This window comes from Embleya sp. NPDC056575, from assembly GCF_042793325.1.
Lineage (GTDB): Bacteria > Actinomycetota > Actinomycetes > Streptomycetales > Streptomycetaceae > Embleya.
Window position 1 is genome coordinate 101,063 of sequence record NZ_JBHTVA010000005.1, and the last position, 16,392, is coordinate 117,454.

Sequence of the window (16,392 nt, forward strand, 5' to 3'; positions counted from 1 at the left end):
TTCTCCCGCCCCGGCCGACGTCGGCCCCCGTGCGGGCTCACATCGTGAGCAGCACCCCGCCGTAGGCCGCGCCGGCGATCAGCACCCAGGAGGCGAAGCCGAGCAGCAGCGCGCGCCATCCGGTGCGGACCAGCCGACCGAGCCGGACCATGCTCCCCAGCCCGAACAGCGCGGCGGCGAGCAGCAGATCCTGCACGGTGCCGGCCGCCTCCAGCACGCCGGCGGACAGCAGACCGGTGCTGCGGACGGCCACCATGGCCAGGAAGCCGAGCACGAACAGCGGGATCAGCGGCGGCCGCCGGGACCCGGCCCGCCCGGTGTCGTCGGCCCGCGCGGCCCGACGGCGCAGCGTGTACGCGGTGCCCGCCACGATCGGCGCGAGCAGCAGCACCCGCATCAGCTTGACCACGACCGCGGTGTGCAGCGCGACCGGCCCGGCCACCCCGCCCGCCGCGACCACCTGGCCGACGTCGTGCACGCTCGCGCCGACCCAGCCGCCGTAGTGGGTCGGGTCCAGGCCGAGCGGCGCCCGCAGCAGCGGCAGCACACCGATCGCCAGGCTCCCGCACAGGGTGACCAGCGCGACCGAGGTGACCACGTCCTCCTCGTCGCTGTCGCTGACCCCGTTCATCGCGGCGACGGCGGAGGCGCCGCAGATGGAGAAGCCGGTCGCGATCAGCAGCGGCTGATCACCGGGCAGCCCCATGCGCCGGCCGAGCCACTGGGTGGCGAAGAAGGTGAGCATCACCACCACGATCACCATCGCCACGGTCGGCAGCCCGAGTCCGACGATGTCGCCGAGCGCGAGCTTGAGACCGAGCAGCACCACGCCGGCGCGCATCAGCCGCCGCCCCGCGAAGCCGAGCCCCGGCGCGGTGGCGACGGGCAGCACCCGCACGTTGGCGGCGAGCACCCCCAGCGCCACCGCGACCGTGAGCATCGGTACGTGCGGCCAGATCCGGTGCGCCCCCCAACTCGCGGCCACCGCGAGCGTCGCCGCGAGCAGCCCCGGCCACAGTCGGGCCCTCGCCGTCCCGGCGGGAGCCGGGGACTGCCGGTGGTGGACGCGCGGCGCGGTCGTCAGGGTCATGTTCTCCACCCTCGGCCCGCCGTCCCCGCGCGGGTAGCGGGCGATTGCCTGGCAGGTCATAGGGTTTGGCTATGACCTCGAACGCGCGCCCGGCGGATCGGTTGCCGGATCTGTACACGCTGGAGCTGCTCGTGGCGGTGACCGAGAACGGCAGTCTGGGTGCCGCGGCCCGCCGGTTCGGGATCAGCCAGCCGTCGGCCAGCGCGCGGATGCGCACCCTGGAGCGGCGGCTCGGCGTACGGCTCCTGGAGCGCAGCACCACCGGCTCGGTGCCCACCGCGGCGGGCCTGGTGATCACCGACTGGGCGCGCGGGGTGCTGGACCAGGCGCACGCGCTGGTGGAGGGCGCCGCCGCGCTCAAGGCCCGGCAGGAGGACCGGCTGCGGGTGGCGGCGAGCCTGACCGTGGCCGAGCACCTGGTGCCCGGCTGGCTGACCGCGCTGCGCGAGGCGGTGCCCGGGCTGCACGTCGGCCTCCAGGTGACCAACAGCCTGCACGTGATCGAGGCGCTGCGGGCGGGCGAGGCCGACATCGGCTTCGTCGAGGGGCCCTGGGTCCCGCGCGACCTGCAGTCGGCGGCGGTGGGCCGGGACCGGCTCGTGGTGGTGGTCGCCCCGACCCACCCGTGGGCCCGGCGGCGGCGCCCGATCGCGGCGGCCGAGTTGGCGAACACGCCGCTGCTGCTGCGCGAGGCGGGCTCGGGCACCCGGGAGACGCTGGAGCGGGCGCTGGCGGCCTACGACGGAGTGGCCGTGCCCGCCCTGGAGTTGGGCGCGACGGCGCCGCTGCGCTCGGCCGCGATCGCCGGATCCGCGCCCGCCGTGTTGTCCGATCTGGCGGTGCGCGAGGACCTGGTCGAGGGGCGTCTGGTGGCCGTCCCGGTGGCCGATCTGCCCGCCCTGGATCGTGTCCTGCGCGCGGTGTGGCCGCGCGGTCGGGAGCTGCCGGAAGGCGCCCTGCACCTGCTGCACGCCGCCCGACGGCGCCCCGGGGCCTGACAGCCCGCGCAATTGTCGATAAGTTCCGCGATGTGACCACCGTCACAAACACGCATATCTACATAACGTCACGTAGAGAACACCATGCATAGACAAGGTAAGAGAGAGTAAGTTCCGATCTTGGGTTACGCGAGTGACGCCTGTGAACTACTGGGGCGGGACAGCCTGCGCGATCCGGACCGCCGGCACGACCGGGGCCGTGCAGGTCACAGAGGGGTGAAGGGGGCGATCGGGGCCATGAGCAGGATCGACAGCCGCAAGGACCGGCGACGGGGCCGAGCACGCGTGGTCGATGCCGATCACCCGGCCGAGTCCGGCGCGATCGACGCGACGGGCGCGACGGGCGCGATCGACGTCGGTTCGGGCGGCGACGAGGACGCGGCGGTGATCGTCGCGGCCTCCACCGTGCTCTCCGAGGCTCCGCCCGAACACGACTCGGTCGACGACGACGGCGAGTACGCCGACGACATCGACCTCGACGGCGAGTACGACCCGGACGGCGAGGGTGTCCTGGCCCCGGGGCGGGAGCGCCCGCTGCTCGGCCGGCGGCGGCCGGACACCATCGCGGTGCTGCTGTTCGCCAACTCGCCGATCCTGGAGAGTTCGATCCCGATATCGGTGTTCGGGGTCGATCGACGCGACGCCGGCGTGCCGAACTACCGATTACTGGTATGTGCGGCCGAGCCCGGACCGCTCCGCACCACCGGCGGCGTCGAACTGATAGCGCCGTACGGCCTCGACGCGCTGGCCCGGGCCGGCACGGTGATCGTGCCCGCGTGGCACTCGCCGTCGCGGATGCCGCCGCCGCCCGTCCTGGAGGCGCTGCGTCGGGCGCACCGCGAGGGGGCCCGGATCGTCGGCCTGTGCGGCGGCGCCTTCGTGCTGGCCGCGGCCGGTCTGCTCGACGACCGCCCGGCGACCACGCACTGGATGTACGCGCCCGCCCTGGCCAAGCGCTATCCGAAGGTCCGGGTGGACCCGCGCGAGTTGTACGTGGACGACGGCGACATCCTCACCAGCGCCGGCACCGCGGCCGGGATCGACCTGTGCCTGCACCTGGTCCGGCTCGACCACGGTCCGGACGCGGCCAACGCGCTCGCCCGGCGCCTGGTCGTGCCCGCGCATCGGATCGGCGGCCAGGCCCAGTACATGGACCTGACCCTGCCCGAGGAGATCAGCGGCGACCCGCTGGCCACGGTGATCTCGTGGGCGCTGGAGAACCTCGCCGAGCGCTTCGACATCGAGCAGCTGGCGACCCGCGCGTACATGAGTCGGCGCACCTTCGACCGGCGTTTTCGCACGCTCACCGGCAGCGCCCCGTTGCAGTGGCTGCTGACCCAGCGGGTGCTTCAGGCGCAACGGCTCCTGGAGACCACCGATCTCCAGGTCGAGGAGATCGCCCGGCGTTGTGGATTCCGCTCGCCGGTGGCGCTGCGCGGGCACTTCCGCAAACAACTGGGCGTGCCGCCGGCCTCGTACCGCGAGACGTTCCGCACCCGCGGCCCGGAGGAGACCGGGGACGAGGAGGTATGTGCACGGGCCGTAGGGTGACCCCATGAACGACCGCTTGGTCTGGATCGACTGTGAGATGACGGGACTCGACCTGTCCCGGGACGCGTTGGTGGAGGTGGCGGCTCTCGTCACCGACTCCGAGCTCAACATTCTGGGCGACGGGGTCGATGTCGTGATCCGCCCGCCCGCCGAGGCGCTGGCCGGCATGCCCGATGTGGTGCGCAAAATGCACACCGCTTCAGGTCTGCTGGACGAGCTGGAGGCGGGCGTGAGCCTGGCCGAGGCCGAGGCCGAGGTGCTGCGCTACATCAAGGCGCACGTGCCCGACGGGCGCAAGGCACCGCTGTGCGGGAACTCGATCGGCACCGACCGGGGCTTTTTGGCGCGGGACATGCTCGACCTCGACGCCTACCTGCACTACCGGGTGATCGACGTCTCCTCGATCAAGGAGTTGGCCCGCCGCTGGTATCCGCGGGTCTACTTCCAGAGCCCCCCGAAGGCCGGCAACCACCGCGCGCTGGCCGACATCCACGAGAGCATCGAGGAACTGCGCTACTACCGCGAGGCGATCTTCGTCCCGGAGCCGGGACCGGACAGCGACACCGCCAAGGCGATCGCCGCCCGGTACGGCCACAAGCCGGCCGGACGCGCCTGAGATCGGGCTCGCGCCCGCTCGCGCGCGCTTCGCGTCAGGCTCGCGCGTCCCGTGAAACCACCGCGCGCACCCCTTGAAACCACCACCCGCGCCCCTTGAAACCACCACCCGGAAACCCTGCGGCGAGCAGCCTCCCCGAGCCTGTACACTTTTCCTCGCCGGGACGGAAACGCCACGGCGATGGTGGGTGTAGCTCAGCTGGTAGAGCACCTGGTTGTGGTCCAGGAAGTCGCGGGTTCAAGTCCCGTCACTCACCCCGAGAAGGCCCCGAGACGCGCGAGTGTCTCGGGGCCTTGTGCGTTTTCGGGTGATTGCCGCCGGATCGCGCCCGATGTCGGCGTTCGCGTTGTGTGCGGCGGCGCGCGCGGCGTAGCGTGCGGTCACCTGAGGGTTACGTACGCGTCATCGGGAGGGTTTCGATCATGAGCACCGGCGAGTCGGGGCAGCCTTCGCGGCAACAGCTCGACGACGAGAAGGCCGCGCTGTACGCCATGGACATCAGTGGTGTCACGTGGATCGGCTACGGCGAGGACACCACCGGCGAGGGGATCGTGGAGACCGCCGAACTGCCCGGCGGGGGCATGGCGATGCGCAACTCGATCCACCCGGAGGGGCCGATCCTGCGGTTCACCGAGGGCGAGTGGACCGCGTTCGTACTGGGCGTGCGCGACGGCGAGTTCGACCTGGACCGGCTGGCCGAGCCGCTGCCGGAGCAGCACGGCTGACGCCGCGTCGGATGGACCGGTCGGCTCGACCCGACGGGTGCGTCATCCATTTCGCCCGTTTGGCGAATCGTGTACCGGTTACTCCTCGGTGGACGTGCCACCGACGGAGGGAAATCCGTGTCCACAGCCACCTCCGGGGTGGAGATCAGTGCGGTCGGCCTGGCGGCGGAGGGCCCGGACGGCGTCATCTTTCGCGACGTGCGCGTGACCGCGCCCGCGGCCGGCCTGACCGTGCTCGTCGGACCCGCCGGCGCCGGCCGGACCTCGTTGCTTCTCGCGCTCGGCGGCCGATTCCGGACTGTGGCCGGCACCGTGACCGTGGCCGGCAGCGGTCGTGCCGCCGACGCCCGCGCCCACACCGCGCTGGCCCGGGCCCGCCCGGGCCTGGACCTGGAACCGCACCTGTTCGTCGCCGAGACGGTCGCCGAACGACAGGCCGTCGAGGGCGGCCGGCCCAGCGGGACCGCGCTCGCGCGGATGTACGACCTGCTGCGCATCGACCCGCCGGGCCACGTCCTGGTCGAGCACCTGTCCGCGGTCGAACACCTGCTTTTCGCGGTCGCGCTGGCCGCCGCCGACCGACCCGGCGCGGTCCTGGTCGACGACGTGGACAGCGGTATCGCGGGCGCCGATCTCTCCCGTGCCTGGCGGGCGTTGCGCGACCTGGCGGACACCGGCACCACCGTGGTGGCCACCGCGACCGCCGCGCCGCGCGGCGCCGACGTGGTGGTCGATCTGCCCGGACACCACCTGTACCCGAGAGGCGGTGCCGCCTGATGGGTGTGCTGCGCCTGGCCTGGTTCGAACTGCGGCGCTTCCGGGGCCCGTTGCCCCGGCTGGTCCCGGTCATGCTGATGCTGGTGCCGACCCTGTACGGGGCCCTGTACCTGTGGTCCAACTGGGATCCGTACGGCCGACTGCACCAGGTGCCGGTCGCGTTCGTGAACGAGGACCGGCCGGTGGACGCGCGCGGGCAACACATCGACGCGGGGGGTCGGCTGACCGAGGTGATCCGCCACGACCGCAACTTCAAGTGGACGGTCACCGACGCCAAGGCCGCCGGCGACGGCCTGGACGACGGCGACTACCACTTCGTGGTCACCGTGCCGCCCGACTTCAGCGCCACGTTGGCCACCACCGCGTCCGCCGAGCCGCGTCAGGCCAAGCTGCTGATGACACTCGACGACGCCAACGGCTTCATCATCGGCAAGATGGCCGAGGTCGCCAAGACGCAGCTCCAGCAGCAGATCTCGGCGACCACGCAGAGCACGCTGGTGCAGCAGTTGTACGGGGAGACCGGCACGCTCAAGGCGCAATTGGCCCAGTCGGCCGACGGCGCGCGGCAACTCGCGGCGAACGCGGGCGGCGTGCCCCCTGAGCAGACCGCCCAGGGTGCCGCGCAACTGGCCGACGGGCTGGCGAAACTGGACGCGGCGGTACCGGCGCCGCCGCCGGCGCAGGCCGCCGGGGCGGACGCGCGGGTGCTCGGCGCGCCGGTGGTGATCGAGGTGCACAACCTGCATCCGGCGGTGCTGTACGGGCGCGGGCTCGCGCCGTTCTTCTTCGGGATCGCGCTGTGGGTGTTCGGCCTGGTCGGCTACCTGCTGCTGCGGCCGTACAACCCGCGCGCGCTCGCCGGGCGGGCCGGCGCGGTCAAGGTGGCGATCGCGGGGTGGCTGCCCGCCGCCGCGCTCGGCGTACTGGGCGCGTTCGTCCTGTACGCGGTGGTCCAGCTGGGGCTGAGCCTGGACGCCGACGATCCGGGTCTGAGTCTGCTGCTGATCGCGTTGGCGGCGGTGACCTTCGTGGCCATCGCGCAGTTCCTGCGGGCCGCGCTCGGCGCGGTGGGCGACGTGCTGATCCTGGTCCTGCTGATGCTCCAGCTCACCTCGTGCGGCGGCCTGTATCCGGTCACCACCACCCCCGAGCCGTTCCAGGCGCTGCATCCGGTGTTACCGATGACCTACCTGGTGAACGGGTTGCGCATCACCCTCACGGGTGGTCAGGGCGCGCGTTTGGGGGTCGCCTTCGCGGTGCTCGGCGCGTACCTCGTGGTGGCGCTGATCGCGACCGTTTTCGTGGTCCGGCACAAGCGGATGTGGACCATGGCCGAGCTGAAACCGTCCGTGGAGTTGTGATCACCGGGATTCCCATGGGGCCGACCCGCTCCCCCGTACGGTTGTACCCGGGGGAGCGCAACCACGCCCGCTCCGGACACGTCGCCCACAATCAGGGGGTACCGCGGGTTTGCCACCTGTGGTGGAGGAGGGAGAATCAGCGGCGATGAACGAGCAGGAGATACAGAAACTGAGGGCCGAGGCCGAGACCCGGATGCGGGAACTCGGGCCCGATCACCCCGGTTCGCTCGACGCGCGCGCCGCGTGGGCCCGGGTCGTCGGCGACGAGGGCCGGCCCGCGGAGGCCGCCCGGATGTTCGGTGAGCTGGCGGGCGACTACGCGCGCGTGCTCGGCCCGCAACATCCCGACACGCTCCTGGCCCGGCACAACCACGCCTACTGCCTGGGTCTGTCCGGCAACGCGGTCACCGCCGAGTCGCTGGCGCGCGACGTCGCCGCCGACTGTGTCCTGGTGCTCGGTCAGGACGACCCCGAGACGTTGAACGTGCGTGCCGGGTGGGCTCGTTGGATCGGCGAGGCGGGTGACGCCGCGGGCGCGGCCCGGATGTTGCGACCGATCGTCGAGGAGGCGACCGACGCGCTGGGGCCGGTGCACCCCGACACGCTGACCATCCGACACCAGCACGCGCACTGGGTGGGCCGTTCGGGCGAGACGATCCAGGCGGCGCGGTTGATGGCGGCCATCGCGGACGAGCGCGGCGAGGTGCACGAGCCGGACGACCCGGCGGCGCTGACCGCCCGGCACGACCGCGCGATGTGGGCGGGCGAGGCGGGCGACGTCTCGGTGGCCCGGGACGCGATGATGCGGCTGGTGGAGGACGCCACGCGCGTGCTCGGCCCGGACCACCACGACACGTTGGTGATCCGGCACAACCACGCGCACTGGACCGGCGAGTCCGGTGATCCGCTGGGCGCGCGCACGCTGCTCACCCAGTTGGTCGCGGACTGCTCACGGGTGCTCGGCGAGCAGCACCCGGACACCGAGAACGCCCGACGCGGGCTGATGTGGTGGACGTACGGGCCCAAGGCCACCGGCCCGGCGCCGGTGTTCGCCACCCCGGTGGGGAACAGCTCGGTCGAGGCGGGGAAACCGGCGAAGGAGCCGAAGCCGGCCAAACCCGCGCGGGTCAAGCAGCCGAAGCCGCCGAAGCCGCCCCGGGAGTCGCGGAAGGCGGCGGCCCGGTCGGCGGAGGCGGCGGGTGCTCCGGCGGGTGCTGCGGTGGGTGCTTCGGCGGCGCCCACGGAGGTGGTGTCGGTCGGCGCCGCGGATCCGGTGTCGCCGCCGGTCGGGCCGGACGAGGAGGTCACCGCGTTCGCCCCGGTCGCCGGACTCACCCCCGACACCGAGCAGAACGCGGCGGTGTCGGCCGCGCCGACGGCGCGGGTCGGCCTGGACAAGGAGCCGGAGCCGGCCGCGGAGCCCGAGGTCGCCGCCGTTCCCGACCGGGACGAGGCGCCGGAGGACCCGGCGACCCGGGTGACGAGCGTGGCGCCCGACGACGAGCCGACCCACGTGAGCGTGCCGCCGCGCCCGGCCGTACCGCCGGCGGGCAAGCCGAAGGGGAAGGCGAAGGCGAAGGCGAAGGCGAAGGATGTCGAGCCGGCCGACGACTCCGACCCGGTCGATGTCGCCGATGCGCCGGATGCCGCCGATACATCCGATACATCCGACACATCCGAAACGAAGAAGTAGGCACACCACGAGCGGGGCGTCGTCGGGCATCCGATGGCGCCCCGCTCGTGCGTTCGGGGGCCGACGGCGCTTGATCATGTGGTGTCGTCATATGTACGCAACATGCTCGAAACGGGAAAGGCTCAGGATTCAAGACAGGTCGATGGAGGAGGTGTCGCGTGTTGTACCGACTGAGGGTGTCGCTGCCCGATCGACCGGGGTCGCTCGCGCGGGTCACGCAGCTGCTCGGCGCGGCGGGGGCCGATGTGATGCAGATGACCGTGCTCGAACAGCTCGGCGGCCGGGCGATGGACGAGTTCACCGTCTCCTGGGAGGGCGAGCGGGACGTGGCCGGCCTGGTCGCCGCCCTGGAGCGGTCGGCCGGCGTCCGGGTCGAGGGGTGCTGGGCGGCCGGTGAGGTGCCGGGTTCCGCGCCCGAGCTGGACGTGCTGGGCCAGGTGGCGCGCGACCCGGGCCGGGCGGTGGCCACGTTGATCGACGCGGCGCCGACGCTCTTCCACGCCGACTGGGCGGTGGCCACGCGCGGCGGGCGTGGTCGACAGCGGGTGTACGCGAGCTGGCGGGCCCCGCAGACGCCGGTATTCCCCGCGCTCACCCCGATGCGGCCGCTGGGCTTCGCCTACGAGGGCGAGGCCACCGGCCACGGCGCGGCGGCGCCGATCGGGGCGTCCTGGCTGACGATGTACGTGGTTCGGCACGAGGGCCCCGCGTTCCACCGCACCGAACTGGACCGCCTGGGCCGCATCGTCGACGTGGCGCTCGGCGTCCTGGGCGAGCGCGGCGCGGCCAAGGCGACGGGCGCCGGCGCGGGCCCGGGGCCGGCCTGATCGAGGCTTCGACGCCGGCTGAATGTACCGATCTGCCCGATCCATGATTCGGTTTCGACCGAGACGGGAACCATTTACCGCTATTCGGCGTGTAACGATCGGAACAACGTATGATTGCGTAATTGTGCGCGCACTTCGGGCCGTGAGCCGGGCGCACATCGAGCGCGGGGGCCCGACGAAGGCGACGACGACGTGCAGGACAGGGATGAGACGTCCCCGGGGGCCGCGGCCGTTCCGGGGGCGTCGGCCGAGGAGCCCGGGTCGGAGGGCCCCAGCCGCATAGAACGGCGCGCCCACGACCGCCGGCGCCGCCGGCGGCGCATCCTCGCGTGGATCGGCGGCGGCCTCGTCGCCGTCCTGCTCGCCGCGGGCGGTTTCGGCTGGTGGCTGTACGACCGCCTGAACGGCAACATCCGCACCCAGGACTTCGCCGACCAGCTGACCGATCGCCCGGCGCCCACGGGCGCGCTGAACGTGCTGTTGGTGGGGTCCGACTCGCGGGCCGGCGACAACTCCGAGTACGGCCGCGACGACGGCGGCAGTCAGCGCTCGGACACCACGATCCTGCTGCACGTACCCCAGGGTCGAAAGAGCGCGACCGCGGTCAGCTTCCCGCGTGACCTGATGGTCGATGTGCCGTCGTGCCGGACCACCTCCGGCGGCACCCAGCGGGCCTACTTCGGCCAGTTCAACAGCGCGATGGAGGTCGGCGGCGTGCCGTGTGTGGCGGCCACCGTGGAGCGGTTGACCGGCGCCCGGATCGACCACCAGATCACCATCGACTTCATCGGCTTCAAGAAGGTCGTGGACGCGCTCGGCGGTGTGCCGATGCACATCGCCCAGCCGATCGACGACAGGGCCGCGCACCTGCAACTGCCCGCCGGCGACATCACCCTGAACGGCGAGCAGGCGCTCGGCTTCGTCCGGGTGCGCAAGAGCCTGGGCGACGGCAGCGACATACAGCGCATCGAACGGCAGCAGGAATTCCTCAAGGCGCTGATCAAGAAGGTGCAGGGGGAGAACCTGCTGACCAACCCGGCGAAGGCGTACAGCGTGATGGACGCCGCGACCAAGGCGATCACCACCGACTCCGGGATCAACACCCTGGCCGGCCTGTACGACTTCGCCAACGGCCTGCGCGGGATCCCGCTGGAGAAGATCGACTTCGTCACCACGCCGCTGACCGCCTACACCCCCGACCCGAACCGGGTGGCGCTCAGGCAGCCCGACGCGGCGCAACTGTTCACCGCGCTGCGCGACGGGGCGCCGGTGCCCACGCCGACCGGGACGGCCCGCCCGACCGACGGCACGGGGGGCGCCGACGCCTCCGGCGGGAACGGCGCGGGATCCGGGACGAGCGGCGCGGGTTCGACCGGAACCGGTCGCTCCGGCGCGGGTTCGACCGGAATCGGCCGAAGCGGGTCGACCGGCGGTACGGGTGCGGGCACGAATCAGGGCACTGCGGGACGTTAACCGTCGCCGGTCCGTGACCCCTGGTCGTTGAACTGTACGGTGCAGGGGTTCGCCGACGACGCGGCCGATCGCCCCCGGGGGCAGACCCGGTCATGGGGCCGCCCGCGACGCCTTACGGTGGACTCGCGAGGGTGCTGGGTGCGGACCGAGGGGCTGGTGGCAGGGGCGCCATGACGGGTCGGGTTCTTCAGGTGGTGCAGGGCACTCGTTGGCGACGCCGCGCGGGCGAATACGCCTCGATCGGGGCCGCGGTGGGCGCGGCGGCGGCGGGCGACTCGATCCTGGTCGCGGCGGGGACGTACCGCGAGGATGTGGCGATCTCCGTGCCGGTGACGGTGGTCGGCGCGGACGGGCCGGGGACGGTGATCCTGAGCGCCGCCGACGGCGTCGCGCTCACCATCACCGCCGACGCGGCGGTACACGGCCTGGTCGTCGACGGCGGCGCGGGCGTGTTGTCGCCGGCCATCGTGATCGAGGGCTGCGCGCCGATACTGGAGGAGTGTGTGGTCCGGGCCGCCTCGGTGGTCGCGGTCGAACTGCGCGCGGGCGCCGACCCGATGGTGCGGCGCTGCCGGGTGGGCAACCCGAAGGGCGTGGGCATCGGGGTGACCGGACGCTCGCGCGGCACGTTCGAGGACTGCGAGATCGGCGACACCGGGCGTGAGGGTTTCGACGTGCGCGAGGGCAGCGCACCGATCCTGCGCCGGGCCCGGGTGCGTGACGCCTCCGGGCACGGACTGCGCTTCACCGGACCCGGCACCACCGGCAGCGTCCAGGATTGCGAGATCCAGGACGGCTCGGACGCGGAACCCGCGGTGTTCGTCGGCGACCAGGCCTCGCCGCATCTGACCGGCCTGCACATCCACGACGTGGGCGGCGGCGGGATCTGCGTCGCGGGCGGCGCCGCGCCGATCATCGCCGACTCGCGGATCGAACGGGTCGGCTGGGCGGGCATCTCGGTCGGCGGTCAGGGCAGCGCCGGGTCGTTGTCGCGGACCGAGATCAGCGCGGTCAAGGGCACCGGCGTCCAAGCCGACGACCTGGCCACGTTCTCGCTCGACGACTGCACGATCCGTGACGCCGAGGGCAACGGCGTCTCGGTCGACCGGGGCGCCAACCTGACCCTGGTCGGCTGCCGACTGCGCGACATGGGCCGCAACGGCGTCGACGTGCACGGCCACTCCGAGGTCACCCTCAGCGGTTGTACGATCCGCAGCTTCGGCCGCAACGGGCTCGCGCTGGCCGACCACGGGGCCCGCGCGTCGGCGATCGACTGCGAATTCCACGACTCCACCGGCGGCAAGCCGGCCGTGTGGGTCGCCGACGGCGCGGACGCCGCGCTCGGCGAGTGCCGCATCCACGACGTGCTCGACGGGGTCAAGGTGGCCGGCTCCGGCACCGGACTGTCGATGCACGACTGCGAGATCCACGACGTGGACGAGACCGGCATCGGCGTGGGCGCGGGCGCGGTGGTCTCGGTCAAGTCCTGCAAGGTGCGCAAGGCCACCACCGGCGTGTGGTTCATGGAGTCGGACTGCGGCGGCATCATCGCCGACTGCACGATCGAGGACACCACGGACGGTGTCTCGGTCACCGGCGCGGCCGGGCCCACGGTGCGCCGGGTCCGGGTGGACCGGGCCACCGGGGAGGGCATCCGGATCGCCGGCGGCGGGCGCGGCGACTTCGAGGACTGCGAGGTGCTCGGCGGGCGCGGCTACGGGGTGCACGTGCGCGAGGGCTGCCATCCGGTGTTCACCCGCTGCACCACGCGCGACAACGCCAAGGGCGGCTTCGAGTTCGCCGGCCCGGGGCCGGTCGCGGTCGAGTGCACCTCGCAGGGCGACGGGACGAGCGGCACGGAGCCGGCTGCGGGCGGGATCCTGGGCACGCCGAGCCCGATCGCGGCGGCCGGCGCACAACCCCAGGGGGTGGCCCGGCTGACCGCCACGCTGCCGATCCCCGGCGCGCGCGACGGCGCGGCCGCGGACGAGGCGGCGACCACGTCCGGGCGCGGAGTGGACGAACTGCTGGCCGAGTTGGACGGTCTGGTCGGCCTCGCCGGGGTCAAGGCCGAGGTGCGCAACCTGATCGACCTGATCTCGGTGGGCCGCCGGCGCGAGGAGGCCGGGCTCAAGGCGCCCACGCTGCGCCGGCACCTGGTCTTCACCGGCTCCCCGGGCACCGGCAAGACCACCGTGGCCCGGTTGTACGGGGAGATCGCCCAGGCGCTCGGCGTGTTGCGGGTGGGGCACCTGGTCGAGGTATCCCGGGTCGACCTGGTCGGCGAGCACATCGGCTCGACCGCGCCGCGCACCAAGGAGGTCTTCGATCGGGCCCGGGGCGGGGTGTTGTTCATCGACGAGGCGTACAGCCTGGCCCCGCCGGACCCCTCGCGCGACTTCGGCCGCGAGGCGATCGACACGCTGGTGAAGATGATGGAGGACCACCGCGACGACGTGGTGGTGATCGTGGCGGGCTACACCGACGAGATGGAGCGCTTCCTCGGCGCGAACCCCGGCTTCGGGTCCCGGTTCTCCCGCACCATCACCTTCCAGGACTACTCGGCCGACGACCTGGTCGAGATCACCCTCATGCAGGTGCGCGAGCACGAGTACGTGCTCACCGACGAGGCGTGTGAGGCGCTGCTCGGCTACTTCCGCCGACTGCCGCGCGGTGCCGCGTTCGGCAACGCGCGCGAGGCGCGGCGCACCTTCGAGGCGATGATCGAGCGGCACGCGACCCGGTTGGCCCAGCTGCCGGGGGCGGGCATGGAGGAGTTGCGGACGCTGCATCCGGAGGATCTGCCCGACCTGCGGTGAATCGGTCCGCGCCGGCGGGGTAACGGCCCGGGGACGCGGGCCGCCCGCCGGGTGCCGGCCGGGTGGTGCGCGGGTGGGTTCGAGGGCGAATTCGAGGGCTAAGGAGCCGTACGTGCCGGTCATGGGCATCGACATCGGCGGGACCGGGATCAAGGGCGCGCCGGTGGACACCGACGCCGGGCGGCTGACCCGGGAGCGGGTCCGGCTGCTCACTCCCGAACCGTCCGAACCGCAGGCGGTGATCGGCGTGGTCCGCGACGTGCTCGCGGAGTTCGCGGACACCGAGGGGCCCGTGGGGATCACCTTCCCCGGCGTGGTCCGCGACGGCATCGTGCGCACGGCCGCGAATGTGGACAAGTCCTGGATCGATCTGGACGCCGACGCGCTGTTCTCCGCGACGCTCGGCCGGCCGGTGACGATGGTCAACGACGCGGACGCGGCGGGTGTGGCCGAGATGCGCTTCGGCGCGGGCGCCGGGCAGCGCGGCACGGTGCTGATGTTGACGTTCGGTACGGGCATCGGCAGCGCGCTGTTCGTGGACGGCCGGCTGGTGCCGAACACCGAGCTGGGCCACCTGGAACTGGACGGGCACGAGGCCGAGCGGCGGGCCTCGGCGGTGGCGCGCGAGACGCACGAGCTGTCCTGGGAGAAGTGGGCCGCGCGGGTGCAGGACTACCTGCGGCACGTGGAGATGTTGTTCTCGCCGTCGCTGATCATCATCGGGGGCGGGATCAGCAAGAAGCCGGAGAAGTTCCTGCCGCTCATTAAGATCCGGGCCGATCTGGTGCCGGCGAAGCTGCACAACGACGCGGGGATCGTGGGCGCCGCGATGCTGGTGACGGGCGACTGAGAGTCTGCGGGCGCGAGGCGCTTGGCGTGCTCAGGCCGGCGGGGCGTCTGCGGTGTGCGGGGTGAGCGGCCGGCTCGGGCCGTTGTGACGGGACGCGCGCAGGACGCCGCCGAGGAGGGCGGCGATGTTCCACGCGTCGTCGACGCCCCGGTGGTGGGTGCCGTCGAGGGGGAGGCCGGCGTGGGCCAGGGCGCCGGCCATGCCGAGTTCGCGGTCCAGGCCGTGGGCGAGCGAGTACAGCGTCTTGGCGTTGAGGTGGCGGGTGCCGAACGGGTAGGGCACACCCTCGGCCGCGCACTGGCGCTCGAACGCCTGCCGGTCGTATTCGCCCCAGCTCGCCCACACCCGCTGGTGCGCCTTGAACTCGGTGCGCAGCAGCGCGCACGCGTCGGCGAAGGTGTGGCCGGTGTCGACGTCGGCCTGGGTGAGGGTGGTCAGTTCGGTACAGAACGTGCTCACCGTGGAGTGGGTGGGTCGGACCAGGAGGCCGTGTCGGTCGACGCGCTCGCCGGTGGTGACGTCGAGTGTGGCGATGCCGATCTCGATGATCTCCGAGTACTGACCGTCGGGGATCGGACCGTTCCAGCAGGTCGCCTCGACGTCGATGACCAGGAGCAGGTCCAGGAGTCGTTTCGCCATGCCGGTGAGTAGACCATCGTGGCCGGCGTGCTACCACTGGTTTTGTTCTGACGGTACGTCAGATGCTTGGGTCCACCCGTCCACGGAGGAGTACGAAATGGGTACGCACAAGACATCACCCGGCACCGGCGTCGTGATCACCGGCGGCGCCTCCGGGATCGGTCGGGCGACCGCGCGGGCGCTGGCCGCGACGGGTCGGCCGGTCGCGCTGTGGGACATCGCGGCGGGCCCGGTGGAGGAGGCGGCGAAGGAGATCGCGGCCGAACACGGGGTGCCGGCGCTCGGGCTGGCCCTCGACGTGACCGAGACAGGGGCGTATCCGGACACGATCCACGCCTCGGTCGAGGCGCTGGGCACGATCGGCGGCTTCGTGCACGCGGCGGGCGTGGTCGACTCGACCCCGATCACCGAGGTCACGGCGCAGAACTGGGACCGGGTCCTGGACGTCAACCTGCGCTCGTTCGCACTCCTGGTCCAGGCGCTGACCCCGCACCTGCGCGAACACGCCGGCTCCGCGATCGTGGGCATCGCCTCGCTGAACGCGATCGTCGGCAACGCGCTCAACCCGTCCTACTGCGCGTCGAAGTCGGGCATGCTCGGGCTCAACCGCTCGATCGCCGCCAAACTCGCCGAACACGGCATCCGCAGCAACGTGGTCTGCCCCGGCTACATCGAAACCCCGATGCTGGCCGCCTCCTTCGCCCGCCCGGGCACCCGGGAACGCATGGAGAACAGCTCCCCGCTGCGCCGATTGGGCCGCCCGGAGGAAATCGCCGGAGCGGTCCGCTTCCTCCTCAGCGACGACGCCTCCTTCGTCACGGGCACACACTTGATGGTGGACGGCGGCATGACGGAGACGGTCTGATCGTTCCCGAGACGGGGTCGACGTCCAACGGGCGTCACCCCGCCCGGGGGTGTTCGGGGCCATGATTCGGGAAACCGGGGAGATGGCCGGCGATTCCTGACAAACTGG

At 72.5% G+C, this 16,392-nt stretch carries 14 protein-coding genes and 1 tRNA gene; 13 read left to right on the forward strand and 2 right to left on the reverse strand.

Annotation, left to right across the window (positions count from 1 at the left end; genetic code table 11):
* Positions 1-37 precede the first annotated feature (37 nt).
* Positions 38-1,150: a YeiH family protein gene (locus ACFRCG_RS05235; protein ID WP_380028964.1), complete on the reverse strand. Its 1,113-nt coding sequence runs from the start codon at positions 1,148-1,150 to the stop codon at positions 38-40.
* Between the two features lie 11 nt (positions 1,151-1,161).
* Between ACFRCG_RS05235 and ACFRCG_RS05240 the strand changes: the two genes are divergently transcribed.
* The 12 genes from ACFRCG_RS05240 (at position 1,162) to ppgK (ending at position 14,780) form a co-directional block, all read left to right on the forward strand.
* Positions 1,162-2,088 carry a LysR substrate-binding domain-containing protein gene (locus tag ACFRCG_RS05240; RefSeq protein WP_380028966.1) on the forward strand — a complete coding sequence of 309 codons (927 nt, stop codon included), beginning with the start codon at positions 1,162-1,164 and terminating at the stop codon, positions 2,086-2,088.
* A gap of 237 nt (positions 2,089-2,325) precedes the next feature.
* Entirely contained in the window at positions 2,326-3,639 is a 1,314-nt protein-coding gene (locus tag ACFRCG_RS05245) for a GlxA family transcriptional regulator (protein ID WP_380002846.1), read from the forward strand.
* A 4-nt stretch (positions 3,640-3,643) separates the two neighbouring features.
* Positions 3,644-4,255: an oligoribonuclease gene (gene orn / locus ACFRCG_RS05250; protein ID WP_380028968.1), complete on the forward strand. Its 612-nt coding sequence runs from the start codon at positions 3,644-3,646 to the stop codon at positions 4,253-4,255.
* Positions 4,256-4,438: 183 nt separating this feature from the next.
* A tRNA-His gene (locus ACFRCG_RS05255) sits at positions 4,439-4,511 on the forward strand.
* Between the two features lie 166 nt (positions 4,512-4,677).
* On the forward strand, positions 4,678-4,980 hold the full coding sequence (locus ACFRCG_RS05260; protein ID WP_380028970.1) for a DUF397 domain-containing protein: 303 nt from the start codon (positions 4,678-4,680) through the stop codon (positions 4,978-4,980).
* 117 nt (positions 4,981-5,097) lie between these two features.
* Entirely contained in the window at positions 5,098-5,757 is a 660-nt protein-coding gene (locus ACFRCG_RS05265) for an ATP-binding cassette domain-containing protein (protein ID WP_380028972.1), read from the forward strand.
* Positions 5,757-7,118 carry a YhgE/Pip domain-containing protein gene (locus ACFRCG_RS05270; protein WP_380028974.1) on the forward strand — a complete coding sequence of 454 codons (1,362 nt, stop codon included), beginning with the start codon at positions 5,757-5,759 and terminating at the stop codon, positions 7,116-7,118. The genes ACFRCG_RS05265 and ACFRCG_RS05270 overlap by 1 nt, the downstream gene beginning before the upstream one ends.
* A gap of 145 nt (positions 7,119-7,263) precedes the next feature.
* Positions 7,264-8,811: a hypothetical protein gene (locus ACFRCG_RS05275; RefSeq protein WP_380028976.1), complete on the forward strand. Its 1,548-nt coding sequence runs from the start codon at positions 7,264-7,266 to the stop codon at positions 8,809-8,811.
* A gap of 158 nt (positions 8,812-8,969) precedes the next feature.
* Positions 8,970-9,638, forward strand: a complete 669-nt coding sequence (locus tag ACFRCG_RS05280) for an ACT domain-containing protein (protein WP_380028977.1) — start codon at positions 8,970-8,972, stop codon at positions 9,636-9,638.
* Between the two features lie 192 nt (positions 9,639-9,830).
* Positions 9,831-11,111, forward strand: a complete 1,281-nt coding sequence (locus ACFRCG_RS05285) for an LCP family protein (protein ID WP_380028980.1) — start codon at positions 9,831-9,833, stop codon at positions 11,109-11,111.
* Between the two features lie 170 nt (positions 11,112-11,281).
* Complete coding sequence (locus ACFRCG_RS05290) at positions 11,282-13,930, forward strand: right-handed parallel beta-helix repeat-containing protein (RefSeq protein WP_380028982.1); 2,649 nt, start codon at positions 11,282-11,284, stop codon at positions 13,928-13,930.
* Between the two features lie 121 nt (positions 13,931-14,051).
* A complete protein-coding gene (ppgK, locus tag ACFRCG_RS05295) occupies positions 14,052-14,780 on the forward strand; it encodes a polyphosphate--glucose phosphotransferase (RefSeq protein WP_380029214.1) in 729 nt (242 codons plus the stop codon).
* Positions 14,781-14,810: 30 nt separating this feature from the next.
* Here the strand turns inward: ppgK and ACFRCG_RS05300 are convergent, their stop codons facing one another.
* Positions 14,811-15,419: an exonuclease domain-containing protein gene (locus ACFRCG_RS05300; protein ID WP_380028984.1), complete on the reverse strand. Its 609-nt coding sequence runs from the start codon at positions 15,417-15,419 to the stop codon at positions 14,811-14,813.
* Between the two features lie 97 nt (positions 15,420-15,516).
* On the opposite strand from ACFRCG_RS05300, the gene ACFRCG_RS05305 reads away from it, so the two are divergent.
* Positions 15,517-16,284, forward strand: a complete 768-nt coding sequence (locus ACFRCG_RS05305) for an SDR family NAD(P)-dependent oxidoreductase (RefSeq protein WP_380028985.1) — start codon at positions 15,517-15,519, stop codon at positions 16,282-16,284.
* Positions 16,285-16,392 lie beyond the last annotated feature (108 nt).